This window comes from Algibacter amylolyticus (assembly GCF_014202225.1).
Lineage (GTDB): Bacteria > Bacteroidota > Bacteroidia > Flavobacteriales > Flavobacteriaceae > Algibacter_B > Algibacter_B amylolyticus.
The window spans coordinates 1,139,254-1,153,794 of the sequence record NZ_JACHGE010000001.1 but is presented as its reverse complement, the minus strand read 5'-3'; the positions used below and the strand labels follow the sequence as shown (position 1 = coordinate 1,153,794).

Below are 14,541 nucleotides of genomic sequence, written 5' to 3'. Positions count from 1 at the left end.
ACTAATTTTAAAGGTCGCTGCTCTTTTGCAACTTCTGATTTTCCTTCGGAAAATCCTCGCTCGCAAAAACGCAACTATTTTTATACAAAACCGTTGTAGCACATTTATGAAAACCGTAATCACATTAATATTTGTTCTGATTTTAAGTTCTTGCGCTTCGAAAAAGAATGCCGAATCGAAAGGGAAATCAGAATATACTTTTGAACAGATAGTACAGGATTTTGACTCTAAAAAAGTAAAATATATCGGAATGAAAAAATATTGTGTTGGGTCAGTCCGACTAAATACAATCAATCCAAAAGATTGTGCGAATTGCTTTTCCGATAATGATATTTATATTTTCTGGAATGAAAACGGAAAATCGTACGTTCAAAAATTTGACAATTGTAGTGAATTTAATAGGATAGAAATATTTGATTTTCAACCATCCGAATTTCTAAATAACAATTCAAAGGAATTACTAACGGAAAAAGTTGGCAGATTTCAAATTGATGACGAAACTTACTCTACGATTTCACATTCTTGCTTTCGGAGTTTTATCTTGAATGATGGACAGTCAAAATTTGAAAACAAGTTTGACAATTACGATTTGACTGGCGAAAATAAAAACCTGAATTATAAAGCCAACAATGAACTAAAAATCATAATGTTGGAAAAGGAACTGAATAAAATTATTACGGAATTAGAAAATGACAATCGATTTGAACGTGATAAAAAAACGTGCTACAACATGCGTATAAAACATACAAAAAGTCGTAAATTCATACAAAAACAACCTAAGCCCTAATAAAATTCAGCTTTTTTTATTTAAGGCAGATAAATAGCCTTTTAAAGCATGAGTAAACCGCAACAGTAAGCGCGTTAGGGATTGTAATGAAAAGCCCACAGCGGAGGCACGGAGCGAGGACTTGTAATGTAAAGCCCGACCCTTGTGGTAACGCCCTAATTAAAAGCATAGAAACCTAGTTATTTATCTTCATTGGTTTCGGACATGTAGTACAATTGTTTTAAACTCTTTTTAAGCAACCTAAACCTAAACACACCTATTATAAAAAAGATGGCGCTAAAGGCTAAAGATAAAAAGGCTAGATATTTAAAATTAGGAAAATCTTTTAATTGAAAAAAGCCAATACTTCCTAATAGTAAATATAGCGACGACCTTATGTAGGATAACAGGGTACGCTCGTTTGCTAATCGGGTGCGCTCTATGGCCAAATAATCTCTTAAAATTACTTTTTCGTCTGGTTTAAAATCGCGTCCAAATTTTAAAAGTTTCATTATTTTAAATTTTAATTCTTTATAAAAATACATTTTTTAAAGCAACCTGTATAGTCATACTTAAGGATTTTAAAATGAATACTACCTTATTGTAAACTTTAACATTAGCTAACGACTTTTATAAAAACATTAAGACCTTTTTGGTTTAATTTTAAACTTTTAATAAAAATAAAAACAGATTATGAAAAAAACAACCTTATTATCAACCTTTGCTTTTGCATTTGTTATGTTATTAACTACAACGGTAAATGCGCAAAAATTTTCGAAATTAGATAAAAGTCCGCTTGATGTGGCCTTTTACAGAGTAGACAAAAAAACGCCTGCTTTTGTAAAAGTAGTGTACAGCCGTCCGTTTTTAAAGGGCCGCGAATTAAGTAAATTAGCTCCTAACGGAGAGGTTTGGAGAACTGGTGCTAACGAATCTGCAGATATTACTATTTATAAAGACATGAAAATTGGTGGTAAAAGTATTGCTACCGGAACGTACTCGTTATTTACTATTCCTGGAGAAAAAGAATGGACTATTATTTTAAATAAAGATGTTAATGCTTGGGGATCATACTCGTATAAGGAAACTAATGATGTGTTAAGAGTTAAGGCTCCTGTTAGTAAAGGTGACACAGCTTTAGAAAACTTTTCTATTACATTTGAAACCAATGATGCCGGTGCAGATATGTACTTAGGTTGGGGCACTACAAGAGTAGCTATACCGTTTTCGAATTAAATATATGTATCAATAAAAAAAGTTCCGATAGCTACAAGTTAGTTGTCGGAACTTTTTTTTTATTAAAATACTTTAAAAACGTAACCTAAAAGCCAATATAGAATTAGGAAAACAAAAAAGGTTCCTATACAGCCACATTTACCGCCACCTATTTTTTTTGCTCCCCAAGCAGCTCCAATAATTCTCAATAATTTTTCCATAATAGAATATTTTTATGCTTCAAAAATATATTACATCTTAAACTTTACTTGTCTTAAATCATTAAAATTTTAACACAAATACAGTCTTAAAAAATTAAGGAATATTTAAATATTTATGAGTTTGTAAGGACACTTTCCATTTTGGGTGTTTCATTACATAATCAACAATTTCTGGCACAACCTTATCGCGTTTACTCCACTCGGGTTGCAAGTATAAAATACAATCATCGTTTACCTTAGCTGCTTGTTCTTCAGCAAAACGAAAATCGTCTTTATTGTATATAATCATTTTTAACTCGTGGGCATGATCGTAGACTTCTTTGGTTGGAAGTTTCATTTTTTTAGGCGATAAACAAATCCAATCCCAAATACCTGTTAGTTTATATGCTCCAGAGGTTTCGATATGCGTTTGTAAACCTTCTGCTTTTAATTGGGTTGTTAAAGCTGTCATATCCCAAGTTAATGGCTCACCACCAGTAACCACAATAGTATTACTATACGATTTAGCAGCTGCTACTATTTTAGTGGTTTCGGTAGGTGGATGTAAATTAGCATTCCAACTTTCCTTAACATCGCACCAATGGCATCCAACATCGCAACCACCTATACGAACAAAATAGGCTGCGGTTCCTTTATGAAACCCTTCGCCTTGTATGGTATAAAACTCTTCCATTAAGGGCAACATCTCCCCTTTCTCCACCATTTGCTTTACAACTTCATTCATCCCAAAAAAATTTAGTGTGCAAATGTACATATATTTACAGAAACGACTTAAAGACAAGCAGCTTTGTTTTGTTTACTTTTTTTTCTTGAAAATGTTTTCTTAAATTCGTAGGATATTAATTAATACAACCTCAATCTCCCTCTCAAGCATGAAATTTATAGTATTTGCTCTAATCTTGCTATTTAGCAATTTTTACAGCTTCTCCCAAGTAGGTATTGGCACAACAAGTCCTGATGACTCATCTATTTTAGATATAGAATCTACAGATAAAGGTTTACTTATACCAAGACTAACAACCACTCAAAGAAATAATATTACCACGCCAGCTCTAGGGTTAATGATATTTAACACCACCCTAAACACCTTTGAATTTAATTCTGGTTCAACTAGTGTACCTTCATGGAGTAAACTGAACCCAGACTCATCGGTACATATTGGAAAATTTATAATAACCGGCACAGGCACACAAATAATAACGGGATTACCTTTTGAGCCATCGTCTATAAAATTTTCTGCCGTTCCTAATGTAGAAACCTATAATGTAGATGCTGATAATGGCATATCAAACAACAATAACTCTTTTCAAAACGTTTTTGGGAGCATGTCTGGATATGCAACAAACTATAGCGGCAGCATACTACAACAAGTTATTTTTGTTGGTGGTAGCGGATCTTCCATTAATGATATTTCTAGATATGCTTCTAGCTCTAGAGCGATAGGAATAAGATATAGCAACAATAACGGAAACAGCTTAGGTTTAACAGCAGCCGAAGTTACAAGTTTTGGCACAAATGGTTTTACCATTAATGTAACAGACCATACCGAAGATATTGTTGTTATTTTTGAAGCCCACAGATAGTTTTCTTGAATAGCACAGTACGATTAAAAAAGAATTAAGCCCAAGACTTTATTTTATTTTAATTTCCTGTATTTTTATGCAAAATTATAAGGCATGAGCAACAAGGAAACTTTTTTCAAATACATTACAGAAGGTAATACAACTAAAGGTGATTTTATACCTGTTGGAGCCGCCATGTTAGATGGTGAAACGATAACTGGAGCACATGTAAAAATACCTCTAAAAACCATGAATCGCCATGGTTTAATTGCCGGAGCTACAGGAACTGGAAAAACAAAATCGTTACAGGTTTTAGCTGAAAACTTAAGTGACAAGGGAATTCCTGTATTACTTATGGATATTAAAGGCGATTTAAGCGGTATAGCACAACCTAGTCCTGGTCATGCTAAAATTGATGAACGCCATGAAAAAATAGGTTTACCTTTTGAACCGAAAGCCTTTCCTGTTGAAATATTAACCCTTTCTGAACAAGACGGCGTTCGCTTAAGAGCTACTGTTAGCGAATTTGGACCTGTATTGTTATCTAGGATTTTAGATTTATCTGAAACACAATCGGGAATTGTTGCCGTAATTTTTCAGTATTGCGATAATAATAAATTGCCGCTTTTAGATTTAAAAGATTTTAAAAAAATATTACAATACGCTACACAGGAAGGTAAAGAAGAATTTACAGAATCTTATGGTAGGATTTCGACAGCATCAACTGGCGCCATACTACGAAAAATTATAGAGTTAGAACAACAAGGTGCCGATCGTTTTTTTGGCGAAACCTCTTTTGAAGTTGAAGATTTATTGCGTGTTGATGAAAATGGCCGTGGCTATATAAATATTTTAAGACTAACAGATATACAAGATAGACCTAAATTATTTTCAACCTTTATGTTAAGTTTACTGGCCGAAATTTATTCGACCTTCCCAGAACAGGGAGATAGCGACAGACCTGAACTTATTTTATTTATTGACGAAGCTCATTTAATTTTTAATGAAGCATCAAAAGCACTTTTAAATCAAATTGAAAGTATTGTAAAATTAATACGTAGTAAAGGTGTTGGTTTATATTTTGTTACACAAAACCCAACCGATGTTCCAGAAGCTGTTTTGGGGCAATTGGGTTTAAAAATTCAACATGCATTAAGAGCCTTTACCGCCAAGGATAGAAAAGCTATTAAACTCACTGCGCAAAACTATCCGGATTCTGAGTATTATGACACTACCGAGGTTTTAACATCTTTAGGGATAGGTGAAGCCTTAGTCTCTGCGCTAGACGAAAAAGGACGCCCTACGCCTCTCGCAGCTACCATGATGCGAGCTCCAATGAGCAGAATGGATGTGTTAACCGATGTTGAATTAAGTAGCTTACTATCAAAATCTAAGTTGGTAAAAAAATACAACGAAACCATAGATAGAGAAAGTGCCTATGAAATGCTGAATAAGAAAATTGAAAAAGCAGAGGCCGAAGAAGTTAAAGAAAAAGCTAGAGAAGAAAAAGAAGCGCTTAAAAAAGCAGCATCGAAAAAGAAAACAACAACTTCTAGACGAAAAAGCACTGCCATGAACCCCATAGTTAAAGTATTAACAAGCGCCACTTTTATTAGAAGCGTATTTGGTATTTTAACAAAAGTTCTAAAAAAATAACATAGCAATAGCCTATTATATTAAGTATTAAAACTAAAACCTTTTCCTTAAAACCAAACCCTAATTTATTTATGTACAAGTCTTTTTTAACGGTATTATGTATCTCTTTTCTTTTAACGAGTTGTAATAAAACACAAAACCCTTTCGAAATTAGCAAGCAACATGTTGGCTTACTAACCGATTCTACTCAAGTTAAAGACTTAAAAACTATTTATGCCAACGATTCTATCGTTAAATTTATAAGTGGGGATGAGTTTACGGGAAACATAAACAATATTGAAATTTTTGAAAAAGGAGGAAAAAAACTTTTAACGCTTACGCCTAAACAAGCTTTAGATTCTACCTCAACAATTGGTAGTATTCGTATTCTAGATGAGCGTTTTAAAACTGAAAACAACATTACTAGTTTGAGTACTTTTAAAGACATAAAAGAGAATCATAAAATTTCTAGAATTAGCAATTTAATTAATTCTATTGTTGTAGGAGTCGATCAAATTAACGCTAGTTTTACTATCGATAAAAAAGAACTACCTTCTAACCTTAGGTTTGATATGAATTTAAAATTTGAACCTACTCATATTCCAGATAATGCTAAAGTAAAATACTTTTTTATAAACTGGAACCATTAATATAAATGAATCCACTTATATCCAAAATTCTAGTTGATGTTGCACGTAAACGACTTGAAAAAAAGCACGTTGGCGCAACGGTAACTAAAAAACAAATTGATCCTTTAGTAAAATCCTTTGAGGTAGAAATTTCTCATGCCGTAAAAGAATTCGTTTTTATTATTATAGGTGTTTTTTCGGCTGGTTTTGGTTTAAAAGGCTTCTTACTTCCTAACAACTTTATTGATGGTGGTGCTACCGGTATTTCGTTATTACTTAGAAACGTAACCTCTATTCAATTAGGCATATTGTTAATTATTGTAAACTCACCGTTTATCTTTCTGGCTTCGAAAACTATTGGTAACAAATTTGCCCTAAAGAGTATTGTTGCTATTGCCCTATTGGCAATTGTAGTGCATTTTGTAGATTACCCAACTATAACTGAAGACAAGCTACTTATTGCAGTATTTGGTGGTTTCTTTTTAGGCTTAGGAATAGGACTATCTATGAGAGGTGGCAGTGTAATTGATGGCACTGAAGTTTTAGCTATTTATTTAGGACGAAAACTTTCACTTACTATAGGCGATGTATTACTGCTTATAAATATTGTAATTTTCTCTGTAGGTGCTTATGTATTATCTATGGAAATAGCACTTTACGCTATTTTAACCTATTTATCGGCTGCGAAAACCGTAGATTTTGTGGTTGATGGTGTTGAAGAATATGTGGGTGTTACTATAATATCTGAGCATCATGAAAAATTAAGAATCATGCTAACCCAAAATCTTAGAAGAGCTTGTACTATTTACGCCGGAAAAGGTGGTTATGGTACAAAAGGAGAAAGTTACGATAAGGATATTATCTATACTATTGTTACCCGTTTGGAACTTGCAAAACTTCAAACAGAAATTGATAAAATTGACGAAAACGCCTTTGTAATCATGGGTGTTGTAAAAGATTTAAAAGGCGGAATGATAAAGAAAAAGCCTTTACAAGACCAACATTAAATCTTAATGTATTAAAACTTTCGAATTACTATTTTTCGATTTTAAATATCAACATAAAATATGTCTAAAAAGCGCTATACCATTCAAACAAGTCCTTTTGTTGTACCTACAACAGATGGCAAAATAATAAAAGAGCATTTTGGAAAAACTACCGATGGTAATTCCGAAATAAGTATTGCACACATGAAAGCTCCAGCAGGTTGGAGTGAACCTTTTCAAACGCCCGAATTTGATGAGTTTACAATTATTATTCGTGGCAAAAAACAATTTATCATAGAAGACGAACAAATTGTGTTAGAAGCAGGACAATCTATTAAAATTGAAAGAAACACTAGAGTGCAATACTCCAACCCTTTTACCGAAGTTTGCGAATACATTGCCATATGCACACCTGCTTTTTCAATAGATTTAGTAAACAGAGAAGATAGCTAAATGAAAAAATTCATCCCAAAATGTATTGGTTTTTTTATTAATGCTATTGGCCTTATCGCTCCAAAATATGCCGCTAAATTGGCCATATTATTATTTTCTACACCAAAAAAAGGAAAAATAACGCCCAAGGAATTAGAATACCTAAAAGATGCTAAGCAAGAACAGATCACATTCCAAAATATTGCAATAAACACCTACCATTGGGAAGGCGATAAAGAAACCATCCTACTAGCACACGGCTGGGAAAGCAACACCTTTAGGTGGAAAGATTTCATTGAGGAATTAAGAGTTTTAAACTACAACATTATAGCATTAGATGCTCCAGGACATGGTGCTTCAAGCGGAAAAACCTTTAACGCTATTATGTATGCAGATTGCATAAATGAAGTGGTTAAAAAATTTAACATACAAACCATTATAGGGCATTCCGTTGGTGGTATGGCTACCGTGTTTTTTCAGCATAAGTATCAATTAAAATCCATAGAGAAACTTGTTCTTTTGGGCGCGCCCGCAAACTTTACAGGTGTATTAAGTCGTTATGCAGACATGATGGGTTATAGCAAACGCGTTATAAAAGCTATAGATCAATTCATTTTAAAACATTACAACAATCTCCCTGAATATTTTACGCCTTCGGTTTTTATAAAAGAAATTTCCGCTAAGGGCCTTGTTATTCATGATGAGAAGGATAGAATTATTCCGTTTAACGATGGTTTAAAGTTTAAAGAAAACTATGCCAATGCTAATTTTATAGCTACAACAGGTTTTGGGCATGGTTTAAAATCTAAACCCATATATCAAAACATTTTAGACTTTTTAAACGACTAACTTTGTTGTATTTTTGAACCATGGCAGAAGTTATATTAAAACGTATAAATAAATATTTAAGTGAAGTTGGTTACTGTTCTAGAAGAGAGGCAGACAAACTCATTGAAGCAGGTCGTGTTACCATTAATGGTGTGGTGCCAGAAATGGGAACTAAAATTGCACCCGAAGATGTTGTTGCGGTTGATGGTAAAGAAATAATTAACACCAAAGAGTCTTTTGTTTATTTAGCTTTTAACAAACCCGTGGGCATTGTTTGTACAACGGATACCAGCGTAGAAAAAGATAACATCATTGATTATTTAAACTACCCAAAACGTATTTTCCCTATTGGACGATTAGATAAACCTAGTGAAGGTTTAATTCTATTAACCGATGATGGCGATATAGTGAACAAAATTCTTCGAGCTAGTAACAACCACGAAAAAGAATATATTGTTACGGTTGATAAACCCATTTCCCAAACATTTATTGAACGTATGTCTGGAGGTATTCCGTTGGCAGAATTAAATAAAACCACCAACACATGTAAAGTTGAAAAACTGAGCACTTATAAATTCAAGATTATTTTAACACAAGGGCTTAATAGACAAATTAGACGCATGTGCGATTATTTAAATTATGACGTACAGACCTTAAAACGTGTTAGAATTATGAATATAAAACTAGACATGCCCGTTGGAGAATATCGCGAATTAACTAAAGAAGAGTTTAAAAACTTAAATTTACTTTTAGAAGAAAGCACCAAAACATTTAAACAAAACAATACTGCTAAAGCTAAAAAGCCCTTTAAGCGCTAAACCAGTTGGCTTATAAACTATAAGCCAGTTCTAGTTACTTATTAGCCTTCGTTTTTTCTACTATATAGAAGGGCATATAAATGAGTAAAAAGAATGGTATAATTATAAATATCACTACAATTATATACCATGGCCAGTCGCCAAAATAATCAAGGATTGAAGCCGATTCTGGTTTTGCATTTAAATAAAAATAGTTAGCATTTAATAGCTTATTTACGGCAACCATTAGAATCACGTAAACCAATAAGCCTGCAACCGATTTAAAAACACTCTTAATTGTAGGGCGCATATTAAACACAAAAGTGGCATAAAAAACAACCACTAAAAGACCTAAATGAACGATCCAATACCGGAAGTAATCAAAACTTGGATATCCCAAAGCTATATCTGGAGTTAACACACCTTGTAATGTACCACCAATAACCCAAAACAAGAGGATTTCATACACTAAATAGCTGCGGTAATAAGAAAACACAGGAATTAAAAGCCCCATTAAACTACATAAATACAAAGGCAAATCCGTTGAAAAATTATAGTCCCCAATACTCATTTTATGCACATGAAACATTACAACTACAAAACTTATAAAGCTGGCTAAAATATGTAGCGCTTTATTTTGCTGTGATTTGCATAATCTACGTTTTGCGAACCGTATAAAAACAATGGCGAATAAAATGGCTAAAACTATTGGTAGGATATGTTGAAAACTACCAATAGCAACCCTATTAAACAAAAAAATTGCATTATAAATTATAAAACTCATAATGCAATTTAATTAAATAATATTTTATTCTACTTAATATGTCGTTCTCTAGCCAATAAGGTATTCTTTAATAGCATAGCAATCGTCATTGGACCTACACCACCAGGAACAGGTGTAATGTAACTTGCTTTTTGACTTACGCTTTCAAAATGCACATCGCCCGCTAATCGGTAACCATTCTTTTTAGTTGCATCTGGCACCCGTGTAATTCCAACATCGATAATAACAACATCTTCCTTAACCATATCGCCTGTTAAAAACTCCGATATACCAATGGCAGCAACAATAATATCGGCTTCCCTTGTAATATCTTCTAAGTTTTTTGAACGACTATGAACTACAGTTACGGTAGCATCTCCTGCCTTACGTTTTTGGCTCATTAAAATACTCATTGGGCGACCAACAATATGGCTTCTTCCTAATACAACTACATTTTTACCAGAGGTTTCTATTTGATAACGCTCTAGCAACTCCATAATACCATACGGTGTTGCTGGTAAAAAGGTTGGCAAATCTAAAGCCATTCTACCAACATTTGTTGGATGAAACCCATCGACATCCTTATCTGGATCGATAGCCATTAATACTTTTTGCTCATCGATTTGATCTGGTAAAGGCAATTGCACAATAAACCCATCAATATCTTTGTTAGTATTTAAGTCATTAATTTTTTCTAGTAACTCTTCTTCTGAAGTGTAATCTGGCAACTCAATAAGAGTGGAGTTAAAACCAATACGCTCGCAAGCTTTTACTTTAGCATTTACATAGGTCATACTCGCCCCATCCGATCCTACAAGAATTGCCGCAAGGTGCGGTACTTTTTCTCCCTTAGAAACCATAGCCTGAACATGGTCTGCGATTTCGTCTTTAATATCGTTACTTACTTTTTTACCGTCTAAAATTGTCATGCTTAATTCGTTTTTGCCACGAATCCACGAATATTTTTAATCGCAAAGACGCTAAGGCTCAAAGTTTATTTCTTTTCTATTTTACTAAAATATTACTTCATGTTCTTCATCATCTGCATCATCTTTTTACCGCCACCGCCTTGCATCATCTTCATCATTTTGCTCATTTGGTTAAACTGCTTTAAAAGTTGATTTACTTCTTGTACTGAAGTACCAGACCCTTGCGCTACACGTTTTTTTCTACTCGCATTAAGCACTGCTGGATTGGTTCTTTCTTTTGGTGTCATAGAATGGATAATGGCTTCGATACCTTTAAAAGCATCATCATCAATATCAACATCTTTTAACATTTTACCAGCACCAGGAATCATACCCATAAGGTCTTTCATGTTTCCCATTTTCTTAATTTGCTGAATCTGTTTTAAGAAATCATCAAACCCGAATTGGTTTTTGGCTATTTTCTTTTGAAGTTTTCTAGCTTCTTCTTCGTCAAATTGCTCTTGTGCTCTTTCTACTAAAGATACAACATCTCCCATACCCAAGATACGATCTGCCATACGCGATGGGTAGAATACATCGATAGCTTCCATTTTCTCTCCTGTACCAATAAACTTAATTGGTTTATTAACTACAGATTTAATTGAAATGGCTGCACCACCTCGAGTATCTCCATCTAGTTTGGTAAGGATAACACCATCGAAGTTTAAAACATCGTTAAAGGCTTTTGCTGTGTTAACAGCATCTTGCCCTGTCATGGAATCCACAACAAACAAGGTTTCTTGAGGCTCTATGGCTTTATGGATGTTAGATATTTCGGTCATCATCGCCTCATCTACGGCTAAACGACCTGCGGTATCTATAATAACCACATTATGTCCGTTTGCTTTTGCATGTGCAATTGCCGCTTGCGAGATAGCAACAGGATCGTTATTTCCTTTATCACTAAAAACCTCTACGCCAATTTGACCTCCTACTACATGTAATTGATCGATTGCCGCCGGACGGTAAACATCACAGGCTACTAATAATGGATTTTTAGATTTTTTAGTTTTTAGGTAGTTAGCTAACTTACCAGAAAAAGTTGTTTTACCAGAACCTTGTAACCCGGACATTAAAATAATGCTTGGTTTACCCGATAGGTTTATTCCTTCGGCATCGCCACCCATAAGTTGGGTTAGCTCGTCCTTAACAATTTTAACCATTAATTGCCCTGGCTGTAACGTTGTTAATACGTTTTGCCCTAATGCCTTTTCTTTAACAGTTTGTGTAAACTGTTTAGCTATTTTAAAGTTAACATCGGCATCTAATAAGGCGCGTCTTACTTCTTTTAAAGTTTCGGCTACATTAACTTCGGTAATGCTTCCGTGCCCTTTTAATACGTGTAAGGCTTTATCTAATTTATCGCTTAAATTATTAAACATAGTATTTTAAGTCTTCTGTAGGCAGCCACAAGTATGCAGACTGCGCTATAATTAAAATTTAAGTTGCAAAAATAACTAAATATTTTGTTTTTACAGGCTTGTATTTAGCTTTTACTTAAACAAGTTGAAGGGTAATTAGCAAAAAAAAACGTAGTTGGCGGACCAACCCGCGTTAGGGATTGCAGTGGAAATCCTTTTTGGGAGGCACGAGCAAAAAGATTGGGAACGGAAAGCCCGACCTGAAAGGGAACGCCCAAATAGATTTTTAAGACTATAAACTGCTTTTAAAGCTTTTACATGCGCTCTGGAACGTGCACACCTAATAGGCTAAAACTGTTTTTAATGGTGTTGGCAACGACTTGAGATAGTTGTACTCTTAGCATTTTTTCGGTGTCGTTATCTGCGCCTAAAATAGATACGTTTTGGTAAAAGGAGTTGAATTCCTTAACCAAATCGTAAGTGTAATTTGCAATTAGTGCTGGACTGTGGTTGTTTGCGGCGTTTTGAATTACCTCTGGGAACAGCTGTATTTGCTTGATTAGTTCTTTTTCCTTTGGATGAAGTGCTGTTTGAGTAGCGTTAATTGCTACATCTGGATTAAGATTGCCCTTGCGTAAAATGGATTGAATGCGCGCGTAGGTGTATTGGATGAATGGTCCTGTGTTTCCTTGAAAATCGATAGATTCTTTTGGATCGAACAGGATTCGTTTTTTAGGGTCTACTTTTAAGATGTAGTATTTTAAGGCGCCTAAACCAATGGTTTTATAAAGTTCCTTTTTTTCTTGGGTTGAATAGCCATCTAGTTTACCAAGTTCTTCTGAGATTTCCTCGGCTGTTGCAGCCATATCGTCTATTAAATCGTCGGCATCTACAACGGTACCTTCTCTACTTTTCATTTTTCCGCTTGGTAAATCGACCATACCATAACTTAAATGATATAGGTTTTTAGCCCAATCGAAACCTAATTTTTTTAGAATTAAAAATAAGACTTGAAAGTGATAATCTTGCTCGTTACCAACCGTGTAAACCATACCGCCAACATCTGGATAATCTTTAATACGTTGTATGGCTGTACCAATATCTTGAGTCATGTAAACGGCAGTACCATCGGCACGTAGTACTATTTTTTTATCTAATCCGTCTTCGGTTAAATCGCACCAAACAGACCCGTCTTCTTCTTTTACGAAAACGCCAGATTTTAAGCCTTCGGCAACAAACTCTTTTCCTAATAGGTATGTGTTACTTTCGTAATACAGCGTATCGAAATCTACACCTAAATTTTTGTAGCTTTCTGCAAAACCATCGTATACCCAACCATTCATTTTGGTCCAAAGTGCCACGGTATCTTTATCGCCTGCTTCCCATTTTAAAAGCATGTTTTGAGCCTCTAATAATAAAGGTGCATTTTTTTTGGCGTCTTCCTCGGTACTTCCGGCCGCTATTAAATTTTGAATTTCCTTTTTATATTCTTGGTCGAACTTTACGTAATAGTTACCTACTAATTTATCGCCTTTTAATCCGGTAGATTCTGGTGTTTCTCCACTTCCGAATTTTTCCCAAGCCAACATACTTTTACAAATATGAATACCTCTATCGTTTATAATTTGTGTTTTGTATACTTTTTTTCCTGAAGCTTTTAAAATTTCGGCAACGCTATAGCCTAATAGGTTATTACGTACATGACCTAAATGCAATGGTTTATTGGTGTTTGGTGATGAATACTCGACCATAACCGCTTTTTCATCGGCCTTTGGAGACACAAAACCAAATGCACTATCATTTTTAATGCCATTGAAAAAGTTAAGGTAATAGGCATCACTAATTTCGACATTTAAAAAGCCTTTTACTACATTAAAGCTTTTAACCTCGGTAACATTATTAACCAAGTAACTACCTATAGTTTCGCCTATTTGAACCGGGTTCCCTTTAATAAAGCGAAGCATTGGAAAGATAACCACCGTAATATCTCCTGCAAACTCTTTTCTGGTTGCCTGAAATTCTACGGTTTCTAAATTGATGTTAAAATCTGCGTTAACAGCTTGTTTTACATAATTTGATAAGGTGTCTTGAAGGCTCATTCTGCTCGTTTTTAAGGCTGCAAAGATAGAATTTTTTAATCAAGTTTTAAGGGTATTTTAATCTAGAATTTTGTTGCGAAAATCTCTGCATCTGTGCTTTGCAAAAACATAAGTATTTCGCTTTTAAAAAAGCAAATATTGACAAATACAAGACTACCAAAAACAAATGAAAATATCTTAAATTTTATAGTATTTGGTTGACAAATTATAATATTATCCGTAATATGTACCGTTTATCTATTCGTCGATAATTTCACTATTTTTCATGGCTCATTTCGT

The 14,541-nt window shown here is 34.1% G+C and carries 16 protein-coding genes; 9 read left to right on the top strand and 7 right to left on the bottom strand.

The window, feature by feature from the left end:
* Nucleotides 1–787, top strand: a 787-nt coding sequence (locus tag HNQ90_RS05025; RefSeq protein ID WP_221279729.1) for a hypothetical protein, incomplete at its 5' end; no start/stop codon positions are given.
* A gap of 179 nt (nt 788–966) precedes the next feature.
* Here HNQ90_RS05025 and HNQ90_RS05020 read toward each other — a convergent pair.
* Nucleotides 967–1,278 carry a DUF202 domain-containing protein gene (locus tag HNQ90_RS05020; RefSeq protein ID WP_144115542.1) on the bottom strand — a complete coding sequence of 104 codons (312 nt, stop codon included), beginning with the start codon at nt 1,276–1,278 and terminating at the stop codon, nt 967–969.
* A 181-nt stretch (nt 1,279–1,459) separates the two neighbouring features.
* Between HNQ90_RS05020 and HNQ90_RS05015 the strand changes: the two genes are divergently transcribed.
* Nucleotides 1,460–2,002 carry a DUF2911 domain-containing protein gene (locus HNQ90_RS05015; protein ID WP_144115541.1) on the top strand — a complete coding sequence of 181 codons (543 nt, stop codon included), beginning with the start codon at nt 1,460–1,462 and terminating at the stop codon, nt 2,000–2,002.
* A gap of 62 nt (nt 2,003–2,064) precedes the next feature.
* On the opposite strand, the gene HNQ90_RS05010 is transcribed toward HNQ90_RS05015, so the two are convergent.
* Complete coding sequence (locus HNQ90_RS05010; RefSeq protein ID WP_172625824.1) at nt 2,065–2,202, bottom strand: hypothetical protein; 138 nt, start codon at nt 2,200–2,202, stop codon at nt 2,065–2,067.
* A gap of 94 nt (nt 2,203–2,296) precedes the next feature.
* On the bottom strand, nt 2,297–2,926 hold the full coding sequence (locus HNQ90_RS05005) for a 7-carboxy-7-deazaguanine synthase QueE (protein WP_144115540.1): 630 nt from the start codon (nt 2,924–2,926) through the stop codon (nt 2,297–2,299).
* Nucleotides 2,927–3,074: 148 nt separating this feature from the next.
* Between HNQ90_RS05005 and HNQ90_RS05000 the strand changes: the two genes are divergently transcribed.
* From HNQ90_RS05000 to rluF, 7 genes are all read left to right on the top strand, one after another.
* Nucleotides 3,075–3,785, top strand: coding sequence for a hypothetical protein (locus tag HNQ90_RS05000; RefSeq protein WP_144115539.1), 711 nt, complete (start codon nt 3,075–3,077; stop codon nt 3,783–3,785).
* Between the two features lie 93 nt (nt 3,786–3,878).
* The gene (locus HNQ90_RS04995; RefSeq protein WP_144115538.1) at nt 3,879–5,420 is read left to right on the top strand and encodes a helicase HerA-like domain-containing protein; all 1,542 of its coding nucleotides are present in this window, start codon (nt 3,879–3,881) and stop codon (nt 5,418–5,420) included.
* 71 nt (nt 5,421–5,491) lie between these two features.
* Nucleotides 5,492–6,049 carry a hypothetical protein gene (locus HNQ90_RS04990; protein ID WP_144115537.1) on the top strand — a complete coding sequence of 186 codons (558 nt, stop codon included), beginning with the start codon at nt 5,492–5,494 and terminating at the stop codon, nt 6,047–6,049.
* A 5-nt stretch (nt 6,050–6,054) separates the two neighbouring features.
* The gene (locus HNQ90_RS04985; RefSeq protein WP_144115536.1) at nt 6,055–7,035 is read left to right on the top strand and encodes a YitT family protein; all 981 of its coding nucleotides are present in this window, start codon (nt 6,055–6,057) and stop codon (nt 7,033–7,035) included.
* Nucleotides 7,036–7,095: 60 nt separating this feature from the next.
* A complete protein-coding gene (locus HNQ90_RS04980) occupies nt 7,096–7,467 on the top strand; it encodes a cupin domain-containing protein (RefSeq protein WP_092847676.1) in 372 nt (123 codons plus the stop codon).
* Nucleotides 7,468–8,295 carry an alpha/beta fold hydrolase gene (locus HNQ90_RS04975; RefSeq protein WP_144115535.1) on the top strand — a complete coding sequence of 276 codons (828 nt, stop codon included), beginning with the start codon at nt 7,468–7,470 and terminating at the stop codon, nt 8,293–8,295.
* 20 nt (nt 8,296–8,315) lie between these two features.
* Nucleotides 8,316–9,092: a 23S rRNA pseudouridine(2604) synthase RluF gene (gene rluF, locus HNQ90_RS04970; RefSeq protein WP_144115534.1), complete on the top strand. Its 777-nt coding sequence runs from the start codon at nt 8,316–8,318 to the stop codon at nt 9,090–9,092.
* 34 nt (nt 9,093–9,126) lie between these two features.
* Here rluF and HNQ90_RS04965 read toward each other — a convergent pair whose 3' ends face one another.
* The 4 genes from HNQ90_RS04965 to argS form a co-directional block, all read right to left on the bottom strand.
* The gene (locus HNQ90_RS04965; protein WP_144115533.1) at nt 9,127–9,855 is read right to left on the bottom strand and encodes a YwaF family protein; all 729 of its coding nucleotides are present in this window, start codon (nt 9,853–9,855) and stop codon (nt 9,127–9,129) included.
* Between the two features lie 29 nt (nt 9,856–9,884).
* On the bottom strand, nt 9,885–10,763 hold the full coding sequence (gene folD, locus HNQ90_RS04960) for a bifunctional methylenetetrahydrofolate dehydrogenase/methenyltetrahydrofolate cyclohydrolase FolD (RefSeq protein ID WP_144115532.1): 879 nt from the start codon (nt 10,761–10,763) through the stop codon (nt 9,885–9,887).
* A 92-nt stretch (nt 10,764–10,855) separates the two neighbouring features.
* Nucleotides 10,856–12,184, bottom strand: coding sequence for a signal recognition particle protein (gene ffh / locus HNQ90_RS04955; protein WP_144115531.1), 1,329 nt, complete (start codon nt 12,182–12,184; stop codon nt 10,856–10,858).
* 293 nt (nt 12,185–12,477) lie between these two features.
* On the bottom strand, nt 12,478–14,262 hold the full coding sequence (gene argS, locus HNQ90_RS04950; protein ID WP_144115530.1) for an arginine--tRNA ligase: 1,785 nt from the start codon (nt 14,260–14,262) through the stop codon (nt 12,478–12,480).
* Between the last annotated feature and the right edge of the window lie 279 nt (nt 14,263–14,541).

Coding starts and splice junctions, on each gene's coding strand:
- HNQ90_RS04990 (WP_144115537.1), top strand. CDS start 5,492: ATGTACAAGTCTTTTTTAACGGTATTATGTATCTCTTTTCTTTTAACG.
- HNQ90_RS05015 (WP_144115541.1), top strand. CDS start 1,460: ATGAAAAAAACAACCTTATTATCAACCTTTGCTTTTGCATTTGTTATG.
- folD (WP_144115532.1), bottom strand. CDS start 10,763: ATGACAATTTTAGACGGTAAAAAAGTAAGTAACGATATTAAAGACGAA.
- HNQ90_RS04965 (WP_144115533.1), bottom strand. CDS start 9,855: ATGAGTTTTATAATTTATAATGCAATTTTTTTGTTTAATAGGGTTGCT.
- ffh (WP_144115531.1), bottom strand. CDS start 12,184: ATGTTTAATAATTTAAGCGATAAATTAGATAAAGCCTTACACGTATTA.
- HNQ90_RS04975 (WP_144115535.1), top strand. CDS start 7,468: ATGAAAAAATTCATCCCAAAATGTATTGGTTTTTTTATTAATGCTATT.
- HNQ90_RS04995 (WP_144115538.1), top strand. CDS start 3,879: ATGAGCAACAAGGAAACTTTTTTCAAATACATTACAGAAGGTAATACA.
- HNQ90_RS05020 (WP_144115542.1), bottom strand. CDS start 1,278: ATGAAACTTTTAAAATTTGGACGCGATTTTAAACCAGACGAAAAAGTA.
- HNQ90_RS04980 (WP_092847676.1), top strand. CDS start 7,096: ATGTCTAAAAAGCGCTATACCATTCAAACAAGTCCTTTTGTTGTACCT.
- HNQ90_RS05000 (WP_144115539.1), top strand. CDS start 3,075: ATGAAATTTATAGTATTTGCTCTAATCTTGCTATTTAGCAATTTTTAC.
- argS (WP_144115530.1), bottom strand. CDS start 14,262: ATGAGCCTTCAAGACACCTTATCAAATTATGTAAAACAAGCTGTTAAC.
- rluF (WP_144115534.1), top strand. CDS start 8,316: ATGGCAGAAGTTATATTAAAACGTATAAATAAATATTTAAGTGAAGTT.
- HNQ90_RS04985 (WP_144115536.1), top strand. CDS start 6,055: ATGAATCCACTTATATCCAAAATTCTAGTTGATGTTGCACGTAAACGA.
- HNQ90_RS05010 (WP_172625824.1), bottom strand. CDS start 2,202: ATGGAAAAATTATTGAGAATTATTGGAGCTGCTTGGGGAGCAAAAAAA.
- HNQ90_RS05005 (WP_144115540.1), bottom strand. CDS start 2,926: ATGAATGAAGTTGTAAAGCAAATGGTGGAGAAAGGGGAGATGTTGCCC.